Origin of the sequence: Polaromonas sp. (assembly GCF_016185115.1) — a bacterium.
Classification (GTDB): Bacteria; Pseudomonadota; Gammaproteobacteria; order Burkholderiales; family Burkholderiaceae_C; genus Polaromonas.
Window position 1 is genome coordinate 679,690 of record NZ_JACPOF010000004.1, and the last position, 21,313, is coordinate 701,002.

At 58.2% G+C, this 21,313-nt stretch carries 24 protein-coding genes and 1 tRNA gene; 8 read left to right on the plus strand and 17 right to left on the minus strand.

The window, feature by feature from the left end; translation table 11 throughout:
* Positions 1 to 38: 38 nt before the first annotated feature.
* Genes HYX42_RS03940 through HYX42_RS03955 form a run of 4 tightly spaced genes read left to right on the plus strand, consistent with a single transcriptional unit; the run spans position 39 to position 4,701 of the window.
* A complete protein-coding gene (locus HYX42_RS03940; protein ID WP_293399830.1) occupies positions 39 to 1,226 on the plus strand; it encodes an ABC transporter substrate-binding protein in 1,188 nt (395 codons plus the stop codon).
* A 59-nt stretch (positions 1,227 to 1,285) separates the two neighbouring features.
* On the plus strand, positions 1,286 to 2,161 hold the full coding sequence (locus HYX42_RS03945) for a branched-chain amino acid ABC transporter permease (protein ID WP_293399833.1): 876 nt from the start codon (positions 1,286 to 1,288) through the stop codon (positions 2,159 to 2,161).
* The gene (locus HYX42_RS03950) at positions 2,154 to 4,013 is read left to right on the plus strand and encodes a branched-chain amino acid ABC transporter ATP-binding protein/permease (protein WP_293399836.1); all 1,860 of its coding nucleotides are present in this window, start codon (positions 2,154 to 2,156) and stop codon (positions 4,011 to 4,013) included. Before HYX42_RS03945 ends, HYX42_RS03950 begins: the two co-directional genes overlap by 8 nt.
* Entirely contained in the window at positions 4,006 to 4,701 is a 696-nt protein-coding gene (locus HYX42_RS03955; protein ID WP_293399839.1) for an ABC transporter ATP-binding protein, read from the plus strand. Before HYX42_RS03950 ends, HYX42_RS03955 begins: the two co-directional genes overlap by 8 nt.
* Positions 4,702 to 4,742: 41 nt before the next feature.
* On the opposite strand, the gene HYX42_RS03960 is transcribed toward HYX42_RS03955, so the two are convergent.
* Entirely contained in the window at positions 4,743 to 5,669 is a 927-nt protein-coding gene (locus HYX42_RS03960; RefSeq protein WP_293399842.1) for a LysR family transcriptional regulator, read from the minus strand.
* A gap of 145 nt (positions 5,670 to 5,814) precedes the next feature.
* Here HYX42_RS03960 and HYX42_RS03965 point away from each other — a divergent pair, with 145 nt between their 5' ends.
* The 4 genes from HYX42_RS03965 to HYX42_RS03980 all read left to right on the plus strand — a co-directional run bounded on the left by HYX42_RS03965 (position 5,815) and on the right by HYX42_RS03980 (position 8,991).
* The gene (locus tag HYX42_RS03965) at positions 5,815 to 6,813 is read left to right on the plus strand and encodes a tripartite tricarboxylate transporter substrate binding protein (RefSeq protein ID WP_293399845.1); all 999 of its coding nucleotides are present in this window, start codon (positions 5,815 to 5,817) and stop codon (positions 6,811 to 6,813) included.
* Positions 6,814 to 6,848: 35 nt separating this feature from the next.
* The gene (locus tag HYX42_RS03970; RefSeq protein ID WP_293399848.1) at positions 6,849 to 7,886 is read left to right on the plus strand and encodes an amidohydrolase family protein; all 1,038 of its coding nucleotides are present in this window, start codon (positions 6,849 to 6,851) and stop codon (positions 7,884 to 7,886) included.
* 18 nt (positions 7,887 to 7,904) lie between these two features.
* Complete coding sequence (locus HYX42_RS03975) at positions 7,905 to 8,870, plus strand: glutathione S-transferase family protein (protein WP_293399851.1); 966 nt, start codon at positions 7,905 to 7,907, stop codon at positions 8,868 to 8,870.
* 44 nt (positions 8,871 to 8,914) lie between these two features.
* Positions 8,915 to 8,991: transfer RNA gene (locus tag HYX42_RS03980), tRNA-Pro, on the plus strand.
* Positions 8,992 to 9,437: 446 nt separating this feature from the next.
* On the opposite strand, the gene HYX42_RS03985 is transcribed toward HYX42_RS03980, so the two are convergent.
* The 16 genes from HYX42_RS03985 to HYX42_RS04060 form a co-directional block, all read right to left on the minus strand.
* Positions 9,438 to 9,848: a 3TM-type holin gene (locus HYX42_RS03985; protein WP_293399854.1), complete on the minus strand. Its 411-nt coding sequence runs from the start codon at positions 9,846 to 9,848 to the stop codon at positions 9,438 to 9,440.
* Between the two features lie 4 nt (positions 9,849 to 9,852).
* Positions 9,853 to 10,299 (minus strand): D-Ala-D-Ala carboxypeptidase family metallohydrolase, encoded by a 447-nt coding sequence (locus tag HYX42_RS03990; RefSeq protein ID WP_293399857.1) that lies wholly within the window; start codon positions 10,297 to 10,299, stop codon positions 9,853 to 9,855.
* A complete protein-coding gene (locus tag HYX42_RS03995; protein ID WP_293399860.1) occupies positions 10,296 to 10,478 on the minus strand; it encodes a hypothetical protein in 183 nt (60 codons plus the stop codon). Before HYX42_RS03995 ends, HYX42_RS03990 begins: the two co-directional genes overlap by 4 nt.
* Entirely contained in the window at positions 10,475 to 10,711 is a 237-nt protein-coding gene (locus HYX42_RS04000; RefSeq protein ID WP_293399863.1) for a hypothetical protein, read from the minus strand. The genes HYX42_RS03995 and HYX42_RS04000 overlap by 4 nt, the downstream gene beginning before the upstream one ends.
* A 13-nt stretch (positions 10,712 to 10,724) precedes the next feature.
* Positions 10,725 to 11,024 (minus strand): hypothetical protein, encoded by a 300-nt coding sequence (locus HYX42_RS04005; RefSeq protein WP_293399866.1) that lies wholly within the window; start codon positions 11,022 to 11,024, stop codon positions 10,725 to 10,727.
* On the minus strand, positions 11,021 to 11,335 hold the full coding sequence (locus HYX42_RS04010) for a hypothetical protein (protein WP_293399869.1): 315 nt from the start codon (positions 11,333 to 11,335) through the stop codon (positions 11,021 to 11,023). The genes HYX42_RS04005 and HYX42_RS04010 overlap by 4 nt, the downstream gene beginning before the upstream one ends.
* A 9-nt stretch (positions 11,336 to 11,344) precedes the next feature.
* Complete coding sequence (locus HYX42_RS04015) at positions 11,345 to 12,754, minus strand: hypothetical protein (protein WP_293399872.1); 1,410 nt, start codon at positions 12,752 to 12,754, stop codon at positions 11,345 to 11,347.
* 141 nt (positions 12,755 to 12,895) lie between these two features.
* Positions 12,896 to 14,446: a hypothetical protein gene (locus HYX42_RS04020; RefSeq protein ID WP_293399875.1), complete on the minus strand. Its 1,551-nt coding sequence runs from the start codon at positions 14,444 to 14,446 to the stop codon at positions 12,896 to 12,898.
* Between the two features lie 126 nt (positions 14,447 to 14,572).
* Entirely contained in the window at positions 14,573 to 15,922 is a 1,350-nt protein-coding gene (locus HYX42_RS04025) for a hypothetical protein (protein WP_293399878.1), read from the minus strand.
* 1 nt (position 15,923) lies between these two features.
* Complete coding sequence (locus HYX42_RS04030) at positions 15,924 to 17,090, minus strand: hypothetical protein (RefSeq protein ID WP_293399881.1); 1,167 nt, start codon at positions 17,088 to 17,090, stop codon at positions 15,924 to 15,926.
* Positions 17,077 to 17,352 carry a hypothetical protein gene (locus HYX42_RS04035; protein ID WP_293399884.1) on the minus strand — a complete coding sequence of 92 codons (276 nt, stop codon included), beginning with the start codon at positions 17,350 to 17,352 and terminating at the stop codon, positions 17,077 to 17,079. Before HYX42_RS04035 ends, HYX42_RS04030 begins: the two co-directional genes overlap by 14 nt.
* 29 nt (positions 17,353 to 17,381) lie before the next feature.
* Positions 17,382 to 17,636: a hypothetical protein gene (locus tag HYX42_RS04040; protein ID WP_293399887.1), complete on the minus strand. Its 255-nt coding sequence runs from the start codon at positions 17,634 to 17,636 to the stop codon at positions 17,382 to 17,384.
* The gene (locus HYX42_RS04045; RefSeq protein WP_293399890.1) at positions 17,633 to 19,030 is read right to left on the minus strand and encodes a packaged DNA stabilization protein; all 1,398 of its coding nucleotides are present in this window, start codon (positions 19,028 to 19,030) and stop codon (positions 17,633 to 17,635) included. The genes HYX42_RS04040 and HYX42_RS04045 overlap by 4 nt, the downstream gene beginning before the upstream one ends.
* A complete protein-coding gene (locus tag HYX42_RS04050) occupies positions 19,027 to 19,749 on the minus strand; it encodes a hypothetical protein (RefSeq protein ID WP_293399893.1) in 723 nt (240 codons plus the stop codon). The genes HYX42_RS04045 and HYX42_RS04050 overlap by 4 nt, the downstream gene beginning before the upstream one ends.
* A gap of 3 nt (positions 19,750 to 19,752) precedes the next feature.
* Entirely contained in the window at positions 19,753 to 19,980 is a 228-nt protein-coding gene (locus HYX42_RS04055) for a hypothetical protein (protein ID WP_293399896.1), read from the minus strand.
* Positions 19,981 to 20,040: 60 nt separating this feature from the next.
* Positions 20,041 to 21,294 (minus strand): P22 phage major capsid protein family protein, encoded by a 1,254-nt coding sequence (locus HYX42_RS04060; RefSeq protein ID WP_293399899.1) that lies wholly within the window; start codon positions 21,292 to 21,294, stop codon positions 20,041 to 20,043.
* Between the last annotated feature and the right edge of the window lie 19 nt (positions 21,295 to 21,313).

Below are 21,313 nucleotides of genomic sequence, written 5' to 3' on the forward strand. Positions count from 1 at the left end.
CGATGACCCTTACCTAACCGGACTAACTGGAGATCACCATGAAACTGAAATTTCTCAAGACCCTGCTGGCCTCATCGGCCCTGCTGCTTGCGGGAGTTGCAAGCCCTGCATTCGCCCAGCAAGGCGTGACCGCGCAGGAAATCACCATAGGTGCGCTCGGTCCCCTGACCGGCAGCACGGCTTTTATCGGTGCGCCATCGCGCGACGGCATGCAGATGGCTGTGGACACCATCAACAAACGCGGCGGCATCAACGGCCGCAAGCTCAAGCTCGTGTTCGAACACGCCTTCTCCCCTGCGGAGAGCGTGGCCGCCGCCAAAAAGCTGGTTGAGCAGGACAAGGTTTTTGCACTCGTTCTTGCATCCGGTTCGACCGGCGCTGCTGCGGCCGCAGACTATGTGCGCAGCGCAGGCGTACCGACATACAACCTGTTTGGCTCCACCCCGGTGATTCGTGAACCGTTTGCTGCCAACGTCTTCCACGGTGCCGTTGCCAGCACCGAAGTGACTGCCGGTGCTCTGGTCGCGCAACTGGCCCGTGCCGGCGAGAAGAAACCCCAGCGCGTCGGCGTGCTTGTCGGCAGCTATGCCTATCCCCAGGCCAATCTGGCCGTGCTGAAGCCCCTGCTTGAAAAGCAGGGCGTGGCGCTGACCCTGGAAACCTTTGACCAGAACGCCAAGGACTTCACCGCCCAGCTCGTGAACCTCTCGCGAAACAAGGTTGATGCCGTCGTGGTGCTGGGCAGCTTCACCGAGGCCGGTTTTGCGATCAAGCAGGCGCCGCAGGTCGGCCTGATGAATGTTCGCTGGGTACTGGATGGCTCGGCTGTGAACAACGCCATCATCCCCATCATCGGCAATGCCGACGGCATTCGCGGTTACTACAACGCGCCCTACTACCCCGGCCAGAATGCCAAACCGATGGAAGATTTCGAAGCCCTCTGGAAAACCACCTATGGCACCCCGCCGCAAGGCCGCCCCAACCTGTTTGACATCGTGGGCTACGGCTCGACCTTTGTGCTGGCACAGGCGATACAGGCAGCCGGCAACGACCTCACCTGGAAGGGCCTGATCGGCAAGTGGGACACCCTCAAAGGCGCAGCGCCTTCAAAAATGGGCGGCTTTGACGTGATCTACCCCGAGACCTTCACCCCCAAAGACCACCAGGGCAACAAGCTGCTGGGCGCTACCGAAGTCGTCAAGAACAAGTGGGTGGTGGTGAAGTAAATGCGAGAAGACCCGATACCGAAAGCCAGCACTGCCTTGAGCCATGAGAGCCATCTGTCATGACTGAATTTGCCCTCATCATCCTTGGCGGCTTGAAGTTCGGGTCCATCTACGCCCTGGCCGCGCTCGGCCTGGTCGTAATACACAAGGCCACGCGCACCGTCAACTTTGCGCATGGCGCCTTTGTATTGCTCGGCGCGTTCGGCGCCTTCTACATACAGGTCGACAAAAGCTGGCCGGCCTGGGTCGCCTACCTGATCGTTCCCATCGTGGTCGGCATTTTTTCTTCGGCCATTGAAGTGGTCATACTGCGCCCCCTGCGCCGGGCAGACCTGTTCACGGTGGTCATTGCTACGGTGTTTCTGGGTGTCGTCATTTCCGAAGGTTTCCGCCTGACTTACAAGGCAGAAATCCTCGCTGTACCGTCCACCTTCACAGGTGCCCCCTTCTTTATCGGTCCTGTCATCCTCACTCAGGATGCGCTGTGGACAATCTGCGGCGCCATTGTGGTGAGCGCCGCCTGCATTGCCATCTTCCGCTATGCCAAGGCGGCGCGCGGCATGCGTGCCATGGCCGCCAATTACCGGGGCGCGCAGCTCTGCGGCTTTTCTGTTGACAAAACCTATGCGCTGGCCTGGTTCTTTGGCGGCGCCATTGCCGGTATTGCCGGTGTGTTTGCGGCACCCGCCAAAGGTGTATCGCCAGAGCTGTCCATCATCGTCATCGCATCGGCATTTGTGGCGGCTGTGATCGGCGGCTTCGACAGCCTCAAGGGCGCCATCTACGGCGGCCTGCTGTTGGGCCTGATTGAAACCCTGGCCGCTGCCTATGGATCCAGCGCCCTGAAGAGTGCGATCAGCTTCCTTGTGCTGTTTGCCGTCATGCTGTTCCGGCCCGAAGGCCTTTTCCCTGAAGCGAAGAAACGACATGTCTGAGGACATCACCCTTGCCCATAAAAAGCCGGCCATGACGTCAAAGAGCATTGACAGCAGCCACGATAAAAGCCGGCTGCTTGCCCAGTGGTTCAAATGGTTTGCACCGTCGCTCTGCGTGCTGGGCGTCTTCCTGATTGCGACCCAGGTTGGCACCTATCCGCAATATGTGGCGACGCTCCTGGTGGTGTCCATGCTCATAGGGACCGCCCTGACGGTGCTGGTGGGTTTTGCACGCTGCATCACGCTTGCCAGCGGCGCCATGCTGGCACTGGGCGCTTATGGGTCGACCATCCTGGTCGCCAAATTCGGATTTCCGTTTATTCCGGCACTTCTCATGGGAGCAGTCATAGGCGGAATTGGCGGCTTCATCCTCGGCCTGCCCGCAGTTCGATTCCGGGGACACAACCTGGCCATGGTGACGCTGGTGTTCCAGTCAGTGGTCATCATCGGACTGCGTGAATGGAAATCCATGACCGAAGGCGCAGCCGGCCTGCAGGTGCCGCTGGTCACCATCGCGGGCATACAGCTCAAGAGTGATATCTCCTATCTGGCCTTTGCAGCCATCGTGGCCGCCATCGTCCTGCTGATACCCATAGGCCTGCTGATTGGCCGCTTCGGCAGAAACCTCAAGGCCATTGCCGGCAATGAAGTGGCCGCACAGGCCTTCGGCATCTCGATTGCCCAGCACCTGATTGCGGCATTTGTCATCAGCTCTGCCGTGCTGGCCATTGCAGGTGGCCTGCAGGCGCCGCGCTCACGCATCATCGACCCTGAAAGCTACGGCATCCTCGCCTCCATCGCCACCCTCGCCTACCCCATCGTCGGCGGCATGAGCAGCATCTGGGGCGGTTTGCTGGGCGGCACCACCCTGCGCCTGCTGCCCGAACTGCTCAGGCCGGTGGCCGATTACCAGGAGCTGCTGTTTGCCGGTCTCGTGCTGCTGACCGTGTTGTTTTTTCCTGGCGGTATCGCCGGGCAACTCGCCAAACTGCGCCGGGCAAAACCCGCAGAAGCAAGCGGCCAGGCGCAGCCCGGCAAGGCTCCTGCATTACAAGCACCTGCGCCAACGCGAGTAGACAACTCTGCGCTGCTGCATGTGGGCAATGTCAGCAAGTCTTTTGATGCACTACGCGCCGTGGACAAGCTCACGCTATCGGTACACCCTGGCGAAATCCTGGGCCTGATGGGCCCTAACGGCGCGGGCAAGACCACGCTGTTCAACATGCTCTCGGGCTTTACCAAACCGGATACCGGCAGCATCAGCGCGTTCGGCCTGTCACTTGAAAAGGAAGGCGCCACCAGCCGCATGTCGCACGGCATCACACGCACCTTCCAGCATGTGGCGATCTTCCGTGACCTGAGCTGTTACGACAACGTGGCCATTGGCCTGGGCGGCAACGGCATCATGCGCGTTCTGGGCGGGAGTTTTACCGACCTGGCGGCGCGCGCTGCCGGTGAGTCTGCAAAACAGAAGATCATGGCCGCCCTTGAAGGTGTCGGCCTCGCCGCGCAAAGCAGCGTGATGGCAGGTCAGCTCTCGCTGGGCGACCAGCGCAGGCTGGAGATTGCCCGCGCCATCGTGTCAGGCCCCAAATTGCTGTTGCTGGACGAACCGGTATCCGGCGTCAGTGAAGAAGAGATTCACCGTATTGGCGACCTGCTCAAAAAGATCAACCGCGAAACCGGCATGGCCATGCTGTTGATCGAGCACAACATCGGCTTTCTAGCCCAGATGAGCAGCCGCATCTTCGTGATGGCCGCAGGTGCAGCCATCACTGAAGGCACACCCGAGCAGGTCATGGCCAACGAATCTGTCCAGCAGCTTTATTTTGGGAAGACAGCCGATGCTTGAAGTCAACAATCTGAGCGCAGGTTACGGCTCGGTCATGGCCGCGCAGGGCTTGTCCCTGCAGGTCGGCGCAGGTGAAGCTGTCGCCATCCTTGGTGCCAACGGCGCAGGCAAGACCACGGCCGTGGAAGCCATTGCCGGCCTGATATCGAAAACCGGCGGCACCGTCATGTTCGGCGGCAAGGACATCAGCAAGCACAAGGCAGGTGCCATTGCAAAAGCCGGGCTGTCGCTGGTGCCCCAATGGCGCGAGCTCTTCCCAACCTTCAGCGTGCAGGAGACGCTCGAGATAGGCGCCAACGCTGCAGGCGACCGCAAGCCGCCGGAGCTGGAGGAAATCTTCACCCTCTTCCCGAAACTCAAGGAACGCCGCGCACAGCTGGCGTCATCGCTCTCAGGCGGCGAGCAGCAAATGCTGACCATAGGCCGCTCATTGATGGCCTCGCCCAAAATGATTATTTTTGACGAACCCTCTGCCGGCCTGGCACTGGGCATCGTCAAGACCATGGTCGCCTCCATCAAGGCGATTCAGGAACGGGGCGTATCGATTCTGCTGGTCGAGCAGAACCTGGACATTGCACACGCCATCGCGTCGCGGGCCATCGTGATGTCAGCCGGTCGCGTCGCATGGACGGGTCTGATGGAAGAAGCCAAGGAGTCGGAAGCAGTCAAAGAGGCGTTTTTCGCCTGAGGCCACTGTTGGACGCCTGTCGGGCAGCTATCGGCATTTAGCTAGTTACCGCGCTCTATGGCCTCACCGGTCGCTTTCAGGATGTCGAAGAAAGATTTTTTAAATTCGGTGGGTTCTGCATTCCTCAACCTCAGCACACCTATGCCTGATCGCCTCTGGTAATCCAGTGGCAGCACCGTGACCTGCCCTGCCGCTACAAAATAGTCGGCCATGCGTGCCGACATGGCGGCGACAAAAGTGCCCTCCTGCAACAGGACGGCCACCATGAGCATTGACGAGGTTTCCAGCGTGTAACGGGGCGCGGGTTCGCCGGCCAGCGCAAACTCATGCTCCAGCTCCCGGCGCAGCGGGCTTCCACCGGCAGGCCCCAGCCATTCAACACTGCCGAGATCGCTCCAACCCAGTTTGCGCCTGCTTGCAAGCGGATGTTTGGGCCCGACCACCACGCGCATTTCCTCCTGGTAGAGCACGTCGTAACGAATGCTTTGTTCAAACACCGGCTGTTCAATGCGTACCACGCAGAAGTCCAGGCGCGCCGAACGCAGCTGAGGCAGCAGGGATTCCATCGGGCCTTCAAGAATCTCGATGTGTACACCAGGATGTGAGGCCCGAAACTGGTGGATAGCCCTTGGCAGCAAAAGCGGCGTTGCGGGCGGGGATGTTCCGATAACCAGCGATGAGGATGCGCCATTGGCGATCAGCTTCACCGTCCGTTTTGAACGCTCCATCTCGCCTACAACCGCCCTCGCGTGGACGATAAGCTGCTCGCATACCGGGGTCGGCCTGAAGCCGCGGGTCGTTCTCTCAAAAAGCCTCACGCCCAGTTCGGCTTCGAGTTCTGACAACCACTTGGACAGCGCCGGCTGGCTCATGCCTACCTCGCTCGCGGCCGTCGTCATGTTGCGCGACTCGTACAGCGTGACCAGTACCGACAGCTGCCGTATGCGAATGCGCTGGGTCCAGTCCATTAATAACCTTTTATATATGAATAATCAAAATAATATCATTGGACGGTTAAGTGATGCCTGCCTACCATTCAGAACATCAACGACAGCACAACCTGCAGAATCCTTCAGGCAAAGCTGCTTAAAAGTTCACTGGAGACAACAGACAATGCAGACCAATCGCCGCACATTCGGCAAGACCGCGCTCAAGGCCACACTGCTTGCGCCCGCGCTTGCACTGATCTCGACTTCAAGGGTATTCGGCCAGACGCCCTTGCCGCCCGGCCCCATTCGTTTCATCGTTCCCTACAGCCCCGGCTCCGGCTCCGACACCATTGGGCGCACGGCAGGCCTGAAACTCGGCGAGCGCGTGGACAGGCCCACGGTCGTCGACAACCGCCCCGGCGCTTCCGGCATGCTGGGTACCGAAGCTGTGGTGCGTGCACCTGCCAACGGCTCCACGCTGCTGATCACGGCCAGCACCATCGTGATCAACCGTGCGCTCTACCCCAAGGCGAGTTTTGACCCGCTCAAGGACCTGACGCCCATCGTCAGCGCCGGTTCAACCCAGTTCCTGCTCGTCGCCAGTACCCAGTCGGGTTTCAAAAACATGGCTGACATGCTCAAGGCCGTGCGCAAGTCGCCGGGCAAGGTCAATTACGGCTCGCCCGGCGTCGGCACCGTGCATCACCTGGCCATGGAACTCTTCAAGATCAGGACCCGCACCAGCGTTTATCACATCCCCTACAGCGGCGCCGGCCCGGCAGTGACCGGCCTTCTCGGCGGCCAGGTCGACGTGATGTTCCTGCCGCTCACGTTTGCGATGCCGCACGTCAAAAGCGGCAAGCTGATTGCCCTTGCAATCGGGAGCGACAAACGCCACCCCAGCGCGCCCGATGTGCCCACGCTCACCGAAGCTGGCGTCAAGGATACGAATGTCTCATCCTGGTATGGCATTTATGGCCCACCCGGCATGGCACCAGACCTCGTCGCCAAACTCAATGCCGAGTTCAGGGAAATCCTGGCCACCGACGAGATGCGCCAGAAGTTCTTCGCGCAAGGCATAGACATCGACAGCAGCACGCCCAATGAGTTGAAAGTGCTGGCCGAAAAAGACGCTGCGCGCTGGGCCGCCGTCATCAAGCAGCAAAACATCACCGCCGAATAAGCACCTTTTTTGCACCCCATAACCGAGACCACACCATGAGCCAGCCTTCCGTAATGATCGACATCTTTAACCATGTCATGCCGCCGCCCTACCTCGAAGAGATGAAGAAGCGCAGCAAGGAAGCGGGGATGATCAAACGCATGAGCAGCCTGCCCATGCTGTGGGATTTCGAGGCGAGGGCCCGCATGCTGGACCAGTTTCCCGGCGTGAAGCAGGTGCTGACCCTGTCCGCGCCTTCGCCTGAAATGCTGGCCGGGCCGGACGAGTCACCCGAACTTGCACGCATCGCCAATGACGGCATGGCCGAAGCCTGCGCCCGCTGGCCTGACAAATACGTCGCCTTCGTGGCCAGCCTGCCAATGAACAACCCGGACGCAGCACTCGTCGAGATGGACAGGGCCATAGGCGAGCTGGGGGCCAAAGGCTCGCAGATCCTGACCAATGTCAATGGCCGCTCGCTGGACAACCCCGAATTCTTCCCTGTGTTCGAGCGCATGGCCAACCATTACAAGTTGCCCATCTGGATGCATCCACACCGCCCGGCAACCCACGCCGACTACAGCGACGAGGAAAAATCCCGCTACGAAATCTGGCAGGTGCTGGGCTGGCCTTTCGAGAGCAGCGTGGCGATGTCGCGCATGGTGTTTTCAGGCCTGTTCGACAAGCTGCCCGAGCTCAAGGTCATCACCCACCACTGCGGCGGCATGCTGCCCTACTTCAGCGGCCGCGCAGAGACACTCTGGGCGCAATTGGGTTCGCGCAGCGCCGACGGCAGCGAAGCCAACGTGCTGAAGAACCTCAAGAAAAAGCCCATCGAATACTTCAAGATGTTTTATGGCGACACGGTGCTGGGCGGCTCAACGGCTGCGCTGAAATGCGGACTCGATTTTTTCGGTGCCGATCACGTCGTATTTGCCAGTGATTGCCCATTTGACCCTGAAGGTGGCCCCATGTTCATCCGTGAAGGGCTGCGCTCCATCAAGGAAGCCGGGTTGTCCGACGCCGACTACCAGAAGGTCTGCTGCGGCAACGCGTTTTCATTGATGCGCCTGCTCGACAAACAGCCGTCGTAGCACTGCGGCAAGGCCAGCATGACCATAGCTTTGCAAAAGGCCGTCTCCGATGCGCGCGCAAGCCTGAAACGGCCGGGCGAAAGCATAGGCGCGGCCACCTCGGCATCACCGCGTTTTGAACTCTTCAACGCGCCCAACTCCATCTGCTCGCAAAAAGTGCGGACGGTACTCGCCCATCACCAGATCCCCTACCGCTCGCAACACGTCGATATTTTTGAGGGAGAAACCTACCTGCCCGCCTATGTGCGGCTGCGCATGGCTGGCTGCGAAGCCCTGGGCGGCGGGCTGGTGAACGCCCATACGGGTAGCACGTCCGTGACTGCCGGCGGGTGCGACCCGGCAGTGGTGCCGCTGCTGGTCGACTGGGAAACTGGCGAAGTGCTGGTCGATTCCAAGCGCATCTGCTTTTATCTGGACAAGGTTGCCGCAAAACGACCATCACTGCGGCCTGCAGGCCTGGAAAAGCAGGTTGACGCCCAGCTCGACGTTGTCGATAACCTGCCCAACTACCAGATGCTCGCGGGCAAACCGCCAGGTGTTGACCACAGACCCGAATCACGGCGTAAAAGCAACGGCGTCGGCTTTGCCATGGGCAAGGTCGAACGCTGCGACCGCTACCTGGCCGAATTCAGCAACGATGCCGACCTTGTCAAAGCCTATTCGGCCAAACGGGCCAAGGAACTGAACGCGGCAGAGCAGCTGTTCACCCCTGAAGCGATGCAGGCCGCCTATGACAAGGCCGAAGCCGGTTGCGCAAGCCTGGAGCGTGTGCTGGATGCCAGCAGCTCGCAATGGCTGCTGGGTGACAACATCACCATGGCCGACCTCTACTGGGGCATCGAATTGCTGCGCATGAAAAACATGGCCGTCGAGTCGTTCTGGGCCAATGGCGCCAAACCTTCAGTGGCGGCCTTTGTTGAAAAAGCCGGTTCCATTCCAGCCATCCGCAGCGCCATCGTCGAATGGCCCGGCGCTTTGTATTGAGGCCGCCAACAAGGCCAAATTTCAGGCTATAATCTTGGACTTGTCGGAGTGTGGCGCAGTCTGGTAGCGCACCTGGTTTGGGACCAGGGGGTCCAAGGTTCGAATCCTTGTACTCCGACCATCAAATCTTTTAAATAAAGCTCAAAAAGTTTACGAAAGTGAGCTTGTTGAGCTTTTTTTTCGGGTGCGCCGAAAATTCAGCTTTTTGAGATGAAGTGCAAGGCGCCCGGAGCGCAGGACACCGGAATGCACTTGGGTGCATGAGGATTCCGAGCACCGCGCAACGCAGCAATTCGCTCAAAAAATGGATTTGCGGCACATCCGGTTTCTGCCCGTAGCTCAGTTGGATAGAGCAACAGCCTTCTAAGCTGGACAAGGTTTCTATGATTGACGCCATCTGTAGCCAAGTTCGCGCTCCGCAAACCTGTTGCTTTGAACAGTATTCAAAGCCGCATTATTTCGTTTCTTGATGGTCCATTGCGGAGCGGATTTAACCCCGCCCAAACACAGCAAAGCCGATGCAGAAGCCTGCCAGTAGGCCGATGACCAGCATTGGGGCGTAGCCTGTTATGCCGCCCCTTTGACCTTCTCGATAGTCCGCAGGCCACCCAGACCCAGCAGGCCAGCCAGCAGCGGCCAAAGGTCGGCTGTGTCGATGTCTGGCAGGTCTATGTCGTGACCCAACGCCGCACAAATCATCACCAGCAGCGGACCGCCGATGTATTTGAACCCGATGGCGCAGGCGCATATCCAGCCGACAAAGGGACGCCAGCCGGCCACAAACAAGCTGGAGCTTGCGGCCTCTACCTTGTTAATCTCCATCTGGCCTTTTGCCAAGTCGGTATTTGCCTGCAACTGCGCAAGTTCACCGCTCTGCGCCATTTTCAGCAGCTCCAGCTTTGCGGCGTCGGCTGCGCCCTTGTCGGGCAGGATCTTGTCCAGCAGGTTGGGCAAGAGAGTGAGAAGTGCAGGCCACATAGATTTACCCCACGATCCCGGCGTGCGTGCCAGATTGGTTGATGGTGATGACGCGGTTGATGTCTTTGGACGGCCTGCGGGTCGAGCAATGTATCCATGAGCCGAATTCGTAGATAACCTGACCTATCCCCAGGCTGTCGATCTTGTCCGCCAGGTGCATCGCAACCGCCTTTGGCGTGCCGAATGCCGGACACTTGAAATCCACCGCCATGGCTTTGGGGTGGTCGCTGGTATCCGATGACCCGATGGCCCGGTTGACCTCTGGCGAACGGTAGCCGCTGGTGATGAAAATTGGCCTGTCACCCAGCACCGCCCGGATCTTCTCCATCATCTCAGCCGTGTTTTGCGCTGTCATCAGCAATTCAGGCGGCAGGCTGTTATCCAGTCGGCGGCGCTCTGCCGTCTCGCTGGCTGTGAATTCGTCAAGCGTGAAGTTTGCAGAGAGTTTCATAACGGCGTCATCCTTCGTAAATCAGCGGCATCCTCGCCAGCGTCAAAGCCCTTGCCGTAGCCGTTTATCCATGCCTTACCCATGGCAGTTCCAAGCTGTGCTGGTGTCAGGGTCAGGCAGTCAGGGCATTTCGTTGCACATCCACTCAGCAGAAAGGCCGCGAGGATGGCGGCTTTCATGACTTGTCTGCCTTTGTGTCGAGCTTCGTGGCGATGCCCTTGAGCAGCTCCTTTATTTCCCTCGCCTCATCCTTGAAGTCGTCTTTGGTGATGTAGGTTTTGGGCAATTCCTCGCGCAGCTTGGCAAGGTCGTTTCGAAGCTCCTGAACAGCAGCCCACAATTGCCGAGCGAACCAGCCGACAGCAGCTAGAGCCGACCCGGCCCCAAGGTTGATAACTGTCTGGTAATCCATTGGTCCGGTCTTTCTATCGGAGTTTTACGTGCTGGCCGCTGGGTGCAAACCAGTTAAGGAAATTCGCCAGTGCGATGGCGAACTCTCCACGCCAGCCGGGAACCTTGGCGATGGCCGGTAGCTGCACGGTGATGGTCCATGCAACAGGCTTTTGCCAAGTGAAGAAGCACATCAGCATGTTGTAAAAAACATCGAGCGGATAGCCGAAGATGCCGAACACCTTGAACGCCACCCAAAACCCGCCACGCTCGTACTGCACGTACAGCACATAGAGCAGGAACAGGCCGAGCGGGGAGATGGCGAGCCAGATCATGCTTCGGCCCTGATTGCGGCCACGGCCAGGAACAGGTCTTTGGCGTTCTTGTAGCCGGGGTTTGATGCGTAAATCTGCGCTTCAGTCTTGCCACTCACAGCGCCTGCGGCTTGCATTCCTGCTATTGCTGCATAAAGCTGCCATTCACTTTCCAGCGTCAGGCCGCGAACAGCCAACAATGCGGCGATGCGAGTGTCTTTGGTCGGTGCGCGTGCAGCCTCCCAAGTCGCAACATCTTCAGCCGATGCAACGCTATCCCCGAGCCTCATTTCACCAAAGTAAAGGGCGCCAGTTTGTGAGTCTTTGAACATGGCAATTCCTTAGAATGTCCCTTGGGCCAAAAACCGATACTTCCAACTTGCTGCCGTCAAACCAACAACAGCGCCGCCAGCCGGTGGGGTCATGGCGATCTTGCCGCCATCCCCGGTACTGAAACCCATGCTCAACCGGGTTTTACTAATTGAAACCGGCAAGTAACTTGAACCACTCAAGCCGCAATTGAGTAGCGCATAGCGCTGACCGACAGTGAATGAGCCATCGGCGGTTGTGCATTCGATTTCAACCTGACCGACAAACTCTTGGGTGCCAAGATTGTGGTTTGCTGATATTGCGGCGCTCAGTCCGGGAAGCGTTGCAACCCAAACCTGTGTATATTTCCGCAACTTCGCATAGCTGGTTACGCTGGTGACTGCCACACCAGATGTGACAAGCTCGCCTTCTGGTACGCGCTGGACAACCGTGGCAACGCCAGCAATACCGACATACATCGTGTTGGTGTCGGTGACGTAGGTATGCTGCCCGGTGGTGGTCGAGATAGCAACACTGGAATCCTGCACGATGTAAGGCAGCGTCGAGAAAACGCCGGTAATCGCGCCCGTGGTCGTATTGCGGTCGTAGAAGGTGTACAGCGTGCTTGATGCGGTCAGCGTGGCCCAAAATGCCGTAGCGTCTGCCGTGATGGAGCCGGGGTAATCAATCCGCCCGTTTGCACCGATGCCGCCAGGGAAGGACAGCCGAATCGGTGTGGTCGTTGCCAGGATGTTGGCATTCAGACCTGTACCAATCGCCATGCGCGTCGCTGCGCCGCCGAATACGGTCATGGGGGGAATGGAGAACAGGGCTGTCGCTGTGCGGAAGGCCGTACCTAGCGTGCTTTCTGGAATCGACGGATTATTCGCAGAAAGTAGCCCATAGGCCACACTGGACAAGCTGGCGTCAAGCGCGCCGGAAATGTTCGTTACCGTGATGGTTGTATTTGGTGCGGAGTAGACAGCGGACACAACAGAGCTGTAAACCGTGCCGCCAGCGTTGACGGTCTTTAGCTTGCGCAGTGCCTCAAACACCAGCGTCTGGTCGTTCGGCACTGAAAAGCTCGTCGGGCTGATATATGTAGGCACAAGCCCGGAATCAATCCACTCCGTGACTGACGAGGTGGTGTCATTCACCCCGCGCACGTTGTCGGCACCAAGGCTTGACTGGACAACTCCCGCAGCGTCGGTAATGACGAATTTCAGAGCCACGCCGCCCAACATCCAGACATTGCTTGCAGGAACACCCAAGCTGTTCAAAATCATGGGGTTGGCTTGCTGCGTCGCCCCGGTGTTGTCGGTATAGGTCGCGGCTGGCGTGGTTGTGCCTGCCAGATAGGTGTAAATCTTCCAGCCGACAGCGGGAACGCCTGCGGATGTTTCGATTTGGCTATTGCCGATAGGACTGCGGAAATAAGGCATAGGGTTCCCGAAATGAAAAAAGCCCCCTGACTTGCGCCGGGAGGCTTAAAATTGAGTGATGGAATTTACTGATTACATGATCTGGAAGCTGGTCGTCTTGGGCGTTCTGGCTTTCATCTACGGCTTTATTACCCGTCGCGGTTAGTTCGTCGCAGCGACTGGAGCCGACCTGAGCAGCAACTGCTGCAAGTCAGGATTACCCAGCATTTGGCGAAGCGACGAATTCCCGGCTGGTGTTGACAAGCGGTTTTGAACAAGACTCGACAAACTCAAAGCACGAGCAGCAGGACGCGCCACTACACCTGCCAGCATCAAAGGGTTGGAAGTGGCAGCAGCCATTGACCCGGCAGCAGCCCAATCAAGGGGACTGGATTGGGGCAGGCTTCCCATCTTTTCGACCGTCTGCGCAGCTTTGGGGAACCTGTTGGCAAACTCCCCGGCTTGGCGAAGTTCACCGGAAAGCGGCTTACCTTTTTCCAGCATCTGGCCCAGCTTTCGCGCATCGACTGTTCCGGTGGTTGGATTTAGGGCTTTTTCCACTGTGTAGGTTTTTGCAATGAGCTGACGCGCATCACGGAACTGCCCCAGAAGATCGGGAGATCCGATGGTACTCAGATGCGACTCCACCGCATCTTCTAGCGCATTTGCAGCGGCTTTGCTGGCCCTTGCCACATCTGTATTGCCCCCTGGTTTAAATGCGTCGTCGGCTGCGCTGCGCAACTGCTTGATTTTTTCAATGGCAGCGGCGGCATCAAACGATGGCGATTTGAGCGACTCTACAAGATCAAGCACAGGGCTGGGCTTGGCATTGGGGAATCCTTGCGCAGCCTTGACAAAAGGCGCGGCGATGTTGTTCAGCGCCTGCGTGTATGTCGCTGGCGGGGTAATCGTGCCAGTGTTGGCAATTGCGTCATAGGCCTGACCTGCGGCCTTGCGGACATTTGTCAAAACGTCTGGCGTGATTTTTACATCAGGCGCAAGACCCAAGGCTTGAGCGGCAAGGCCATCAGTCACAGCGCCATTTTTTGCACTGGCGTTTTGCGCGGTCGTGAGCTTTCCGGAAAAGCCTTCGAGCATCCTGTTTGCCAAGGTCGGCTTAGCCTGCGTTGGAGGGATGACGTAACCCAAAGCCCGTGCATCTTCTACGGCCTTGAGCGCCGCTGGTGACTGAGCGGGGCCATTGATCATTTGCCCGAGCTTGCTGCCAGCCATGCCCAGACCCTTGACGACTACGGGCGCAGCGCCGCCGATCATTGCACCCAAAGTTGCATCTTCTGGATTGACCATACCAGCGGATACAGCACCATTAATTGCACCGCCAGCCATGCGCGTCGCCATACCCGCGCCGCCCGCCTTCATGCCAGCGGTTGAAATAGCCTCAGCCAAGGCCGACGCACCCGGCGCGACTTTTGACAACCCCTGCGCCACAGCAACGCCAGCGCCAGCCGTACCCGCTATTTCACCCGCGAGTTTTCCGCCCTTGTACATCCATGAATCAGGCTCTGCGCCCATCGTTTGCAAACCTGCGTCCATCTGTGCGCGGCGTTCACGATTAGACGCAAGAGATAAACCCTTGCCATCCAGCGCATCCTTTGCAATATCCACTGGTGCAAGGATTGTTGCCCCGATAGAGCCAGCACCACGTACAAGGCCAGCCGCGAGGTTTCCCGCACCTTGCTTGACATCATCCATGAGCGAGGTTTTTGGCGCTTTGAGTTGCGTTTGCAGGATGGCAAAAGCCTGCTCCTGCGTCGCACCTTCCGGCCCGTCAACCGTGTACTTTTTGCCTTCAGGCGAGGTGAATTCAAAGGTTGCCATTTAGTGGGCCTTCACGTTCCAGCCAGCAGGGATGGGAGCGGCAGGGGCGGCACTTGTAGCCACTGGCTTGACCGCGCTGGGCTTGTAGCCGTTTTCCTTGCTGTAGGTTTCCTGCAGAGCTTGCGACTCACTCTGGAGTGCAATCTTCAGGCGGTTCAGCTTCTTGACTACAGTTGCATCGTCGTCTGTCGCCAGCGGAATAAATGGCAGCAGGCGCGGCGCTTCGCTGATCGTCACAGCCGCACCGCTGCGGTCGTGAATCTTCAACGAACCGATGTCGCTGATTTCTGCGCGTGCATCTACACCCTTGGGGTCAACGCGGTTTAGCAACCCATTGGGTAAATAACCCTTGAGGCCAGTTGCAGCCGCATCGCCCTGCATCCCGCCTGCTTTGGGGTCGCCGATGTTCTTGCCGCCCAAAAGCGTCAAGGCGCGGTCAATGTTGTTGATGCTTTGAGTGTTTTGGATGATGCCGCTGTTTGCGGTTGCCGGGATGGGTTTGAGTGGCTTGCCGAGAGGTTGTCCATCCGCGCCCATGACTGGAGTACCCGTAGGCACCTGACCCGCTGCGAGTTTCTTGGGCAGCGCAACCAGTCCCGCATCGGTTTCCATGTACTGCGGCGCGTTGAATGCTTCACGAGCGCGAGCATCTGTGAGGTTTTGGCCCCTGATGGTTGCAGCTACGCTTGCAGCACTATCCGGGCTTTGCGTATTCGCCACGCTGTTGATGACAGCCGTTTTCCCGGTAACAGGATCAATCGACAGCGTATCGGTCTTGCTGCCAGTGTTGCGGGTTTCCGTCTTGGCCAACTGATCTTTTGCAGACAGCGTGGCCCTGAACATCAGGTCGGCCATCTGTGCAATTCCCTGAGGATTCGCAGCCACTTGCGCTTTGTACTGTGCGATCTGCTCGGGTGGAAAGATGTTGTTCTGCCCAAGGTAATCCAGCACGCTGTTAGCTGTTTCAAGCGTCGGATTTGCGCGCACCTGTCCGAAGGCTTGTCCTGCGGTTTCCAGGCGTTTATGGTTCGCCTCAAGGTTTGTTTTTTCAAGGGTTGCTTTTGCCGTAGCCTGCTCCGTTGCAGCCTTGTCCAGCGCCATGCCCTGCTTGTAGTTGCCAGCACCAAAAAGCATGTCACGCAGTTTTTTGGTGTCGCCGCCAGCCTGTCGGGTGAGGTCGCGCAGTTGCGTTTCGTCCGCAAGGCCGCGCTGGTACTCGTCCATCTTCATGCCATTCATCTGGTTCGCCTGCTGTGCAGACTGAATGCCCATGATGGCGGCGTACTGGCTGATCGGGTCTTGCTGCTGGTAGGGCTTGACGCCCAATGCGATGCTGGAATCAATTGCCATGTTATTGCACCATCCTTGCAAGGTAATTCGAGTCACCGCCAAAAGTGGCGTAAGGGTTTACGGGTGCGCTCAGGTCATAGTTGGGGCGCGAACCACTACGCCCACCGTTGCGGATCATGTCCATCAACTGGCCGCTTTGATACGCACTTGAAGCACCGCCGATTCCTGCGCTGACGGCGTTTGCGCCACCCACAAGGCCAGATGCCCGCGCATTGCCCGCCCCCATGATTCCGGACGCCTGAGCGCTGCCCATGCCAGTAAGTCCAGCGGCCTGCCCCTGCGCCATGCCCATGATGTTTTGGCTGGCACCCTGCGCATAATTTGCCCCAGCACTGCCAATGGCACCCGCTGCGGCCTGTCCGCTGTTGTTCAGGCCAGCCAGCCGTGAAAAGGTGTTGTTCTGGTTGGTCACATAGCGATCATTGGCAGCGCCGTATTCGTTGGACGCAAACCCCTGGCCGTATTTCTCCATGGCTTTCAGGGTCGCGCCAGAAAGCTGCATGCCACGCGCCGCGCCGCTGTTCTCGACACCCTTCAGGCCCTCATCCATGCGGAACTGATAGCCGGGGTCTTTTTGGAATTTGGAGTTGTCAAACGCCTCGTTCAATGACCCATAACCCGAGAGCTGGCCCGGTGTATCGCCTGCGCCATCTTTGCGCGCAAGCGAGGTCATTGTTTCGTTGTGGATGTACTTGTCGAAGTTCGGATCGTTCGCATCAGCGCCTTGACTGATGTACAGGTTGCGCAGGTAGCTGCTGATCTTGTCGTAACCGGGGGAGCCTACGCCGTTGTCGCCACCAATACCCATCAGGTAGGCCAGTCGGCTGTTTGCGCTGTTTCCTGTGTTCAGGTAAGGCTGATTGACGGCAACAGACTTGTCGTACATGCCTTTCAGTACGTCATTGGCCTTGCCCGATGAATCCGAGAGGATGCCATTGGCGCGCTCGACCGCAGCGGCTTGCGCGGCGCTTGCGCGTTCTGTCGATTGCGCTTGAATGTCTGCGGCCTGATTTGAGGCATCAGATCCCATCATTCCGCCGATAAGCGGACCCGCTATTTGCAGGCCCGTCATGATGGTTGATGGGTCGTAATGGCGCACACCCGGCTTGCTGTGTTCAAGGTATCCGCTGGAGATGAACTCCGAAGCTGTAGGGTCAAAGTCGCGCATGATTTAGCCTTTCAGCTCTGAAATAAATATTGGTGCCGTCATCCGACAAGGCGTAAAAGCCAAGCCTGCGAACGAAACGCTGGCCTGCTGAGTTGTGGCTGGATACCTTTGTTGTCAGGTGTCCGTATTCCCTGAAAATTGGTGCCGTAAGCCGTTCGAGGTCTTGCCGGGTGAGCCATCGGCCCTTGTGCGATTCACCACGCATGCAGTGGATTTCGTTGCCCTTGACCATAAAAAAAGCGACCTTTTGGCCGCTTCGCATGACTGGGACTTCCGTCCATCCATCGGGCATCAACATACGGTGCCGACCCCATCTACCCAGACAGAAGGGCGAACACTTTTCAGATACACAGGCTTGCCCAATGTCTGATCAAAGTAGCGGCGACCTATCCACAAGACATTGGTCGGCCTGTCCGCCGTTACTCCTGCATCCTGGCCTGATGAAATGATGGTTTGCCAGCGGCTGAAAACAGCCATCCATGGCACCGTGGCACTGCCCTTGTCATCAACAACGGGGGTATTGCTGGGAAAGTCAAAATTACTCATGCCTGCCGACCCCATGCCGCGACAAAGACGGTTTTCACTGGGTCCGTGACTCGGAACTTGAACAGGCCATCGCGGAAACGGCCAATGCGGTTGAACACTGCACGGGCTTTGTATTGACCAACCGGGCCAAAACTGCGCCACACTTCAGCGCCCCATTCGTGCCCACCGTCTCGGCTGACCTGCATCATCAGTTGCGGGTCGTTGCCCTGCCCGGTTTGTAGACCCACACCAGCCTCCATCTCAAGCCACAACTGCGACAGGTGCGTGTAATCACCGTTTGCCACATGACGCGAGGTGAACTCACGCACGATGGTTGCGCCGTCATCGGTGTAAACACCCTCTGCGATGCGGTAGAGCTTGCCGTTTTCGTAGTCGCTGGCATAACTCTTGCCAAGCAGTTGAGATTGAATCTCGCTGCGATGCCGACCACCGCCTGACTCGATCTTGCTCCACGATTTGGACTGCCCGTCATACAGCCAAGACACATTGGCGGTCGGGAAATTGATTTGATAAAACGGATGTCCTGACAGCATGTAAGCAAACCCAGTCACATCGCTGAATGCCGCGTACTGCGAAAAGTTGTAGTCCATCTCAGGGGTGGATACAGCCTGACAGTTACTCCCGTTTTGTACGCAAACCTGAACCTGGCCCAGCCTGTTCTTGCGCAGGAAAATCAGCGAATCCATGAACTTGGTCAGCGACCACCGCGCAGCAAGGCCCCACTCGATGGCAGAGCCGCCAATCTTGGCGTATGGGAAATCCTGCGCGCCTGAGTCGCCCCAAAACTCGGTCGTTTTCTCGCCGTACAGCACAAGCTGACCCTGCTCGGAGATGACCCGCACAAGGTTGTCGGGATCTGATTCAGCCGTTGCAAAGTCCAGCGCATCCCAGTTCAGTCCGTCATAGCTTGCAGAGATGAAAAATTGGCCCGTTCCCGGCTTGTTGACAATGAAACGGCCATTAAGGAAAGTGACCGTATCTGCGCCGGGAAAATCTACGTCCGTGATCCTGACAAAAACCAGCGTGACCGTGTTGTAGATGTAGCCATTCGCGCCATCTACCAGAATGATTTGCGTGCCGTTGTCAGAGAAGCCAACCCTGCCCGCGGTCGTCAGCAGTGATCCCAAGACAGTGATTTCACCGTTATTGGCGACCTTGTACAGCGTGCTTTTGTGGGCTACGTAGAGAACATCGCCTTTCTCGTATAGGCCACGAATGGGTGATGCACCGAAGTTGACGAACGACACCAGACCCGGCGTGGGGTACATGGTCAGTACGTGCTTTTCGGCGTCTTGCTGAACCTCTACATACAGATTCTTGCGCTGCTGTGCATCGACGTTGGGCGACTTACCCTGATTGCCGATACCGAACAGGGCAATGGGCTGCAGGTTCACAGAACGCGCCCCGCAAGAATATTGAAGCGCCCACCACCCAACTGACCGACACCAGCCAGTGACAACATGGGGGGCACAAAGTTCGTGCGCTTCAGGCCGCGCTTGCTGCCAGTTGCACGCAGATGCACAGCTGCAGGAATTGGCAGCTCGTTCTCGGGCGCCAGAGCTTCAGCAAGGTTGTAAACAATCGCGTTCTCATAGCCCGGTGGCAGCAATACCGCATCCGTGATGGCTGAAAACGCCGTGAGCTGCTTCCACGACCACAGATTGAGCGTCATCGCCGCCGTGGGTGTTGGGTACAGCGTGATCGTGGCGTTCGGGAATGTCGGGTTACACCAGAGCGTGTCCGGTATCAGTGTCGCCAGACTCTTGAGCGTCAGGGCGTTGTATTCGGCCAGCGTCACAACATCGAGCGGATAGCTCAGCGAGTTGTATTGAATGTAGGAGGCCGGGTCTATCTCCATCGGCCTGTCTGAAACAGTAGAACCTGTCGGGCCGACCGTGTAAGTCGCAAGGCCGGGGGTCAGGGTGATGGCGTCCAGCGTGGGCGCGTAAAGCATCAGCTTTTCATTCGCCCAGTCGTCTAGCATGGCATTCAGGGCCGTGAGGCCGTCAGCCGACTCGTCCGCGCTCGGTGTCTCACCAATGGAGTACGCACCAATCAAGCGGTATGCGCGCTTGATGAGGTCAAGCACGATGACTGAACGGGTCGGCAGCATGCTTTAAGCCTTGGCTTTTGCGATTTCAGCGGCCAGACGCTTGTCGCCCCAGCGTGCATCGACAACGATGCCCAGCGCTTCAGCTTCAGCCTTCAGTGGGTCGCCTTCTGGCGCAGGAGGGTCCACCAGCGCGGGCAGATAGCCAGCAGCGGTCAGGGATGCGTGTTCAGCTTCATCATTGGCGACGGCAAAGCCAGCACCAGCGGGAAGGGATACGTTCAATGGATACATTTCAGTTCCTCAAAAAGAAACCCCGCAGGGCGAACCGTGCGGGGTTGGGGTTGATGTCGCTTAGGACGGGACGCGGACAGCCCATTCAGGGCGAACGCAGCCGTAACCGGCCAGGATGTCGAAGCGGCTGATGCGCTTGTTGTTGGTGATGTCGAAGCCGCGAACAAATCGCAGGTTGACACCCTCATACTCGGCAGCGTGGGCCATGTCCATGCCGTTCGGCACATCCATGGGCACAGTCACCAGCGCCATGGCAGATGGGTGAAACAGCATGTTCTGGCTGTAGCCAGTCGATGCAGTGCCCGTCTTGATGGTCAGAGCAGCGTTGTCCGCAGGGCGTGCGGTCACGTTCTGGTATGCGCCGCCTGCGATGATGGCCGGGCTGATGACAGCGGTCAGATTGCCCAAACCATCAGAGGACACATCGGCAGTGACCACAAAGTTCTGCAGTACACCCAGATCCTGCTTCGTCACCAGATTGACGGCGTTGACACCAGCGATGGTGAAAACGTCGCCAGCCTTGAGGCGGTTGGCAGCGGCGGCAGTCCACCCGTCCGTGATCAGCGATGTGGTTGCTGCGTATGGGTTGTCGGTCGCGCCTGAGTTGATCGTGCCTTGGTTGGCACCGTTAACCAGTGGCGTACCACCCAAACCGCCGACCGTGTGGGTTGGCAGGTTCTGGGACATCTGGAAGTCCATGCCCAGCGTGTCCACGCCCATCATGCCCTTTTTGTACTGGGAGCTGAGCTTGTTCTGGTCATTGAAGAAGCCAGACAGACCGCCGACCATACCGGCATTTGCCAGAGGATTCAGGGCAAACACACGGTTGCGGCCATCGCGTGGGCAGCTGTTGTTGTCCAGCACTGCACCAGCGGCCAGGGCTGCGGCAGCGGTTGCAGGGCCAGTACCAGGCGTGCCGCTGAAATTGGCAACTGCCTTGTAGAAACGCTGGCCTATGCGCAGGTCAAGCTCGGCAGCAAGCTGGGAGCCGAACGGTGCACAGTAGCGCTCTTCGAACTTGTCAACACTGAGGGTGTTGTCGAAGTCGGTAAACGCCCAGTCGATGCCGAATTCAGGTTCAATCGTGATGGGAACCTGCGTCTCGTTGACATCCTGCAGCACAGCAGTTGCGCCGGATCGAACCTGCGCACGCACAGGGCGGCGAACGTTGATGGTTGTGCCCATCTTTGCGCCAGCCTTGGCAAATTCATCGTTGTAGTCGGTGTTGACGTTGCCGATGAACGCGCTGTTGTTTTTCAGGTGCTTGAGCGTGGTATTCGTGATCCACGCGGGGGTGATGAGTGCGTTAGCCATGGTGTGGCCTTTCTGCTAT

Excerpts from the sequence above, each read along its gene's own strand:
- HYX42_RS04030 (WP_293399881.1), bottom strand. The coding sequence starts at position 17,090 with ATGCGCGACTTTGACCCTACAGCTTCGGAGTTCATCTCCAGCGGATAC.
- HYX42_RS04020 (WP_293399875.1), bottom strand. The coding sequence starts at position 14,446 with ATGGATGATGTCAAGCAAGGTGCGGGAAACCTCGCGGCTGGCCTTGTA.
- HYX42_RS04060 (WP_293399899.1), bottom strand. The coding sequence starts at position 21,294 with ATGGCTAACGCACTCATCACCCCCGCGTGGATCACGAATACCACGCTC.
- HYX42_RS03945 (WP_293399833.1), top strand. The coding sequence starts at position 1,286 with ATGACTGAATTTGCCCTCATCATCCTTGGCGGCTTGAAGTTCGGGTCC.
- HYX42_RS03950 (WP_293399836.1), top strand. The coding sequence starts at position 2,154 with ATGTCTGAGGACATCACCCTTGCCCATAAAAAGCCGGCCATGACGTCA.
- HYX42_RS03995 (WP_293399860.1), bottom strand. The coding sequence starts at position 10,478 with ATGAAAGCCGCCATCCTCGCGGCCTTTCTGCTGAGTGGATGTGCAACG.
- HYX42_RS03955 (WP_293399839.1), top strand. The coding sequence starts at position 4,006 with ATGCTTGAAGTCAACAATCTGAGCGCAGGTTACGGCTCGGTCATGGCC.
- HYX42_RS03965 (WP_293399845.1), top strand. The coding sequence starts at position 5,815 with ATGCAGACCAATCGCCGCACATTCGGCAAGACCGCGCTCAAGGCCACA.
- HYX42_RS04010 (WP_293399869.1), bottom strand. The coding sequence starts at position 11,335 with ATGTTCAAAGACTCACAAACTGGCGCCCTTTACTTTGGTGAAATGAGG.
- HYX42_RS04050 (WP_293399893.1), bottom strand. The coding sequence starts at position 19,749 with ATGCTGCCGACCCGTTCAGTCATCGTGCTTGACCTCATCAAGCGCGCA.
- HYX42_RS03985 (WP_293399854.1), bottom strand. The coding sequence starts at position 9,848 with ATGTGGCCTGCACTTCTCACTCTCTTGCCCAACCTGCTGGACAAGATC.
- HYX42_RS04005 (WP_293399866.1), bottom strand. The coding sequence starts at position 11,024 with ATGATCTGGCTCGCCATCTCCCCGCTCGGCCTGTTCCTGCTCTATGTG.
- HYX42_RS04000 (WP_293399863.1), bottom strand. The coding sequence starts at position 10,711 with ATGGATTACCAGACAGTTATCAACCTTGGGGCCGGGTCGGCTCTAGCT.
- HYX42_RS04015 (WP_293399872.1), bottom strand. The coding sequence starts at position 12,754 with ATGCCTTATTTCCGCAGTCCTATCGGCAATAGCCAAATCGAAACATCC.
- HYX42_RS04025 (WP_293399878.1), bottom strand. The coding sequence starts at position 15,922 with ATGGCAATTGATTCCAGCATCGCATTGGGCGTCAAGCCCTACCAGCAG.
- HYX42_RS04040 (WP_293399887.1), bottom strand. The coding sequence starts at position 17,636 with ATGAGTAATTTTGACTTTCCCAGCAATACCCCCGTTGTTGATGACAAG.
- HYX42_RS03940 (WP_293399830.1), top strand. The coding sequence starts at position 39 with ATGAAACTGAAATTTCTCAAGACCCTGCTGGCCTCATCGGCCCTGCTG.
- HYX42_RS03990 (WP_293399857.1), bottom strand. The coding sequence starts at position 10,299 with ATGAAACTCTCTGCAAACTTCACGCTTGACGAATTCACAGCCAGCGAG.
- HYX42_RS04035 (WP_293399884.1), bottom strand. The coding sequence starts at position 17,352 with ATGCGAAGCGGCCAAAAGGTCGCTTTTTTTATGGTCAAGGGCAACGAA.
- HYX42_RS03975 (WP_293399851.1), top strand. The coding sequence starts at position 7,905 with ATGACCATAGCTTTGCAAAAGGCCGTCTCCGATGCGCGCGCAAGCCTG.
- HYX42_RS03960 (WP_293399842.1), bottom strand. The coding sequence starts at position 5,669 with ATGGACTGGACCCAGCGCATTCGCATACGGCAGCTGTCGGTACTGGTC.
- HYX42_RS03970 (WP_293399848.1), top strand. The coding sequence starts at position 6,849 with ATGAGCCAGCCTTCCGTAATGATCGACATCTTTAACCATGTCATGCCG.
- HYX42_RS04055 (WP_293399896.1), bottom strand. The coding sequence starts at position 19,980 with ATGTATCCATTGAACGTATCCCTTCCCGCTGGTGCTGGCTTTGCCGTC.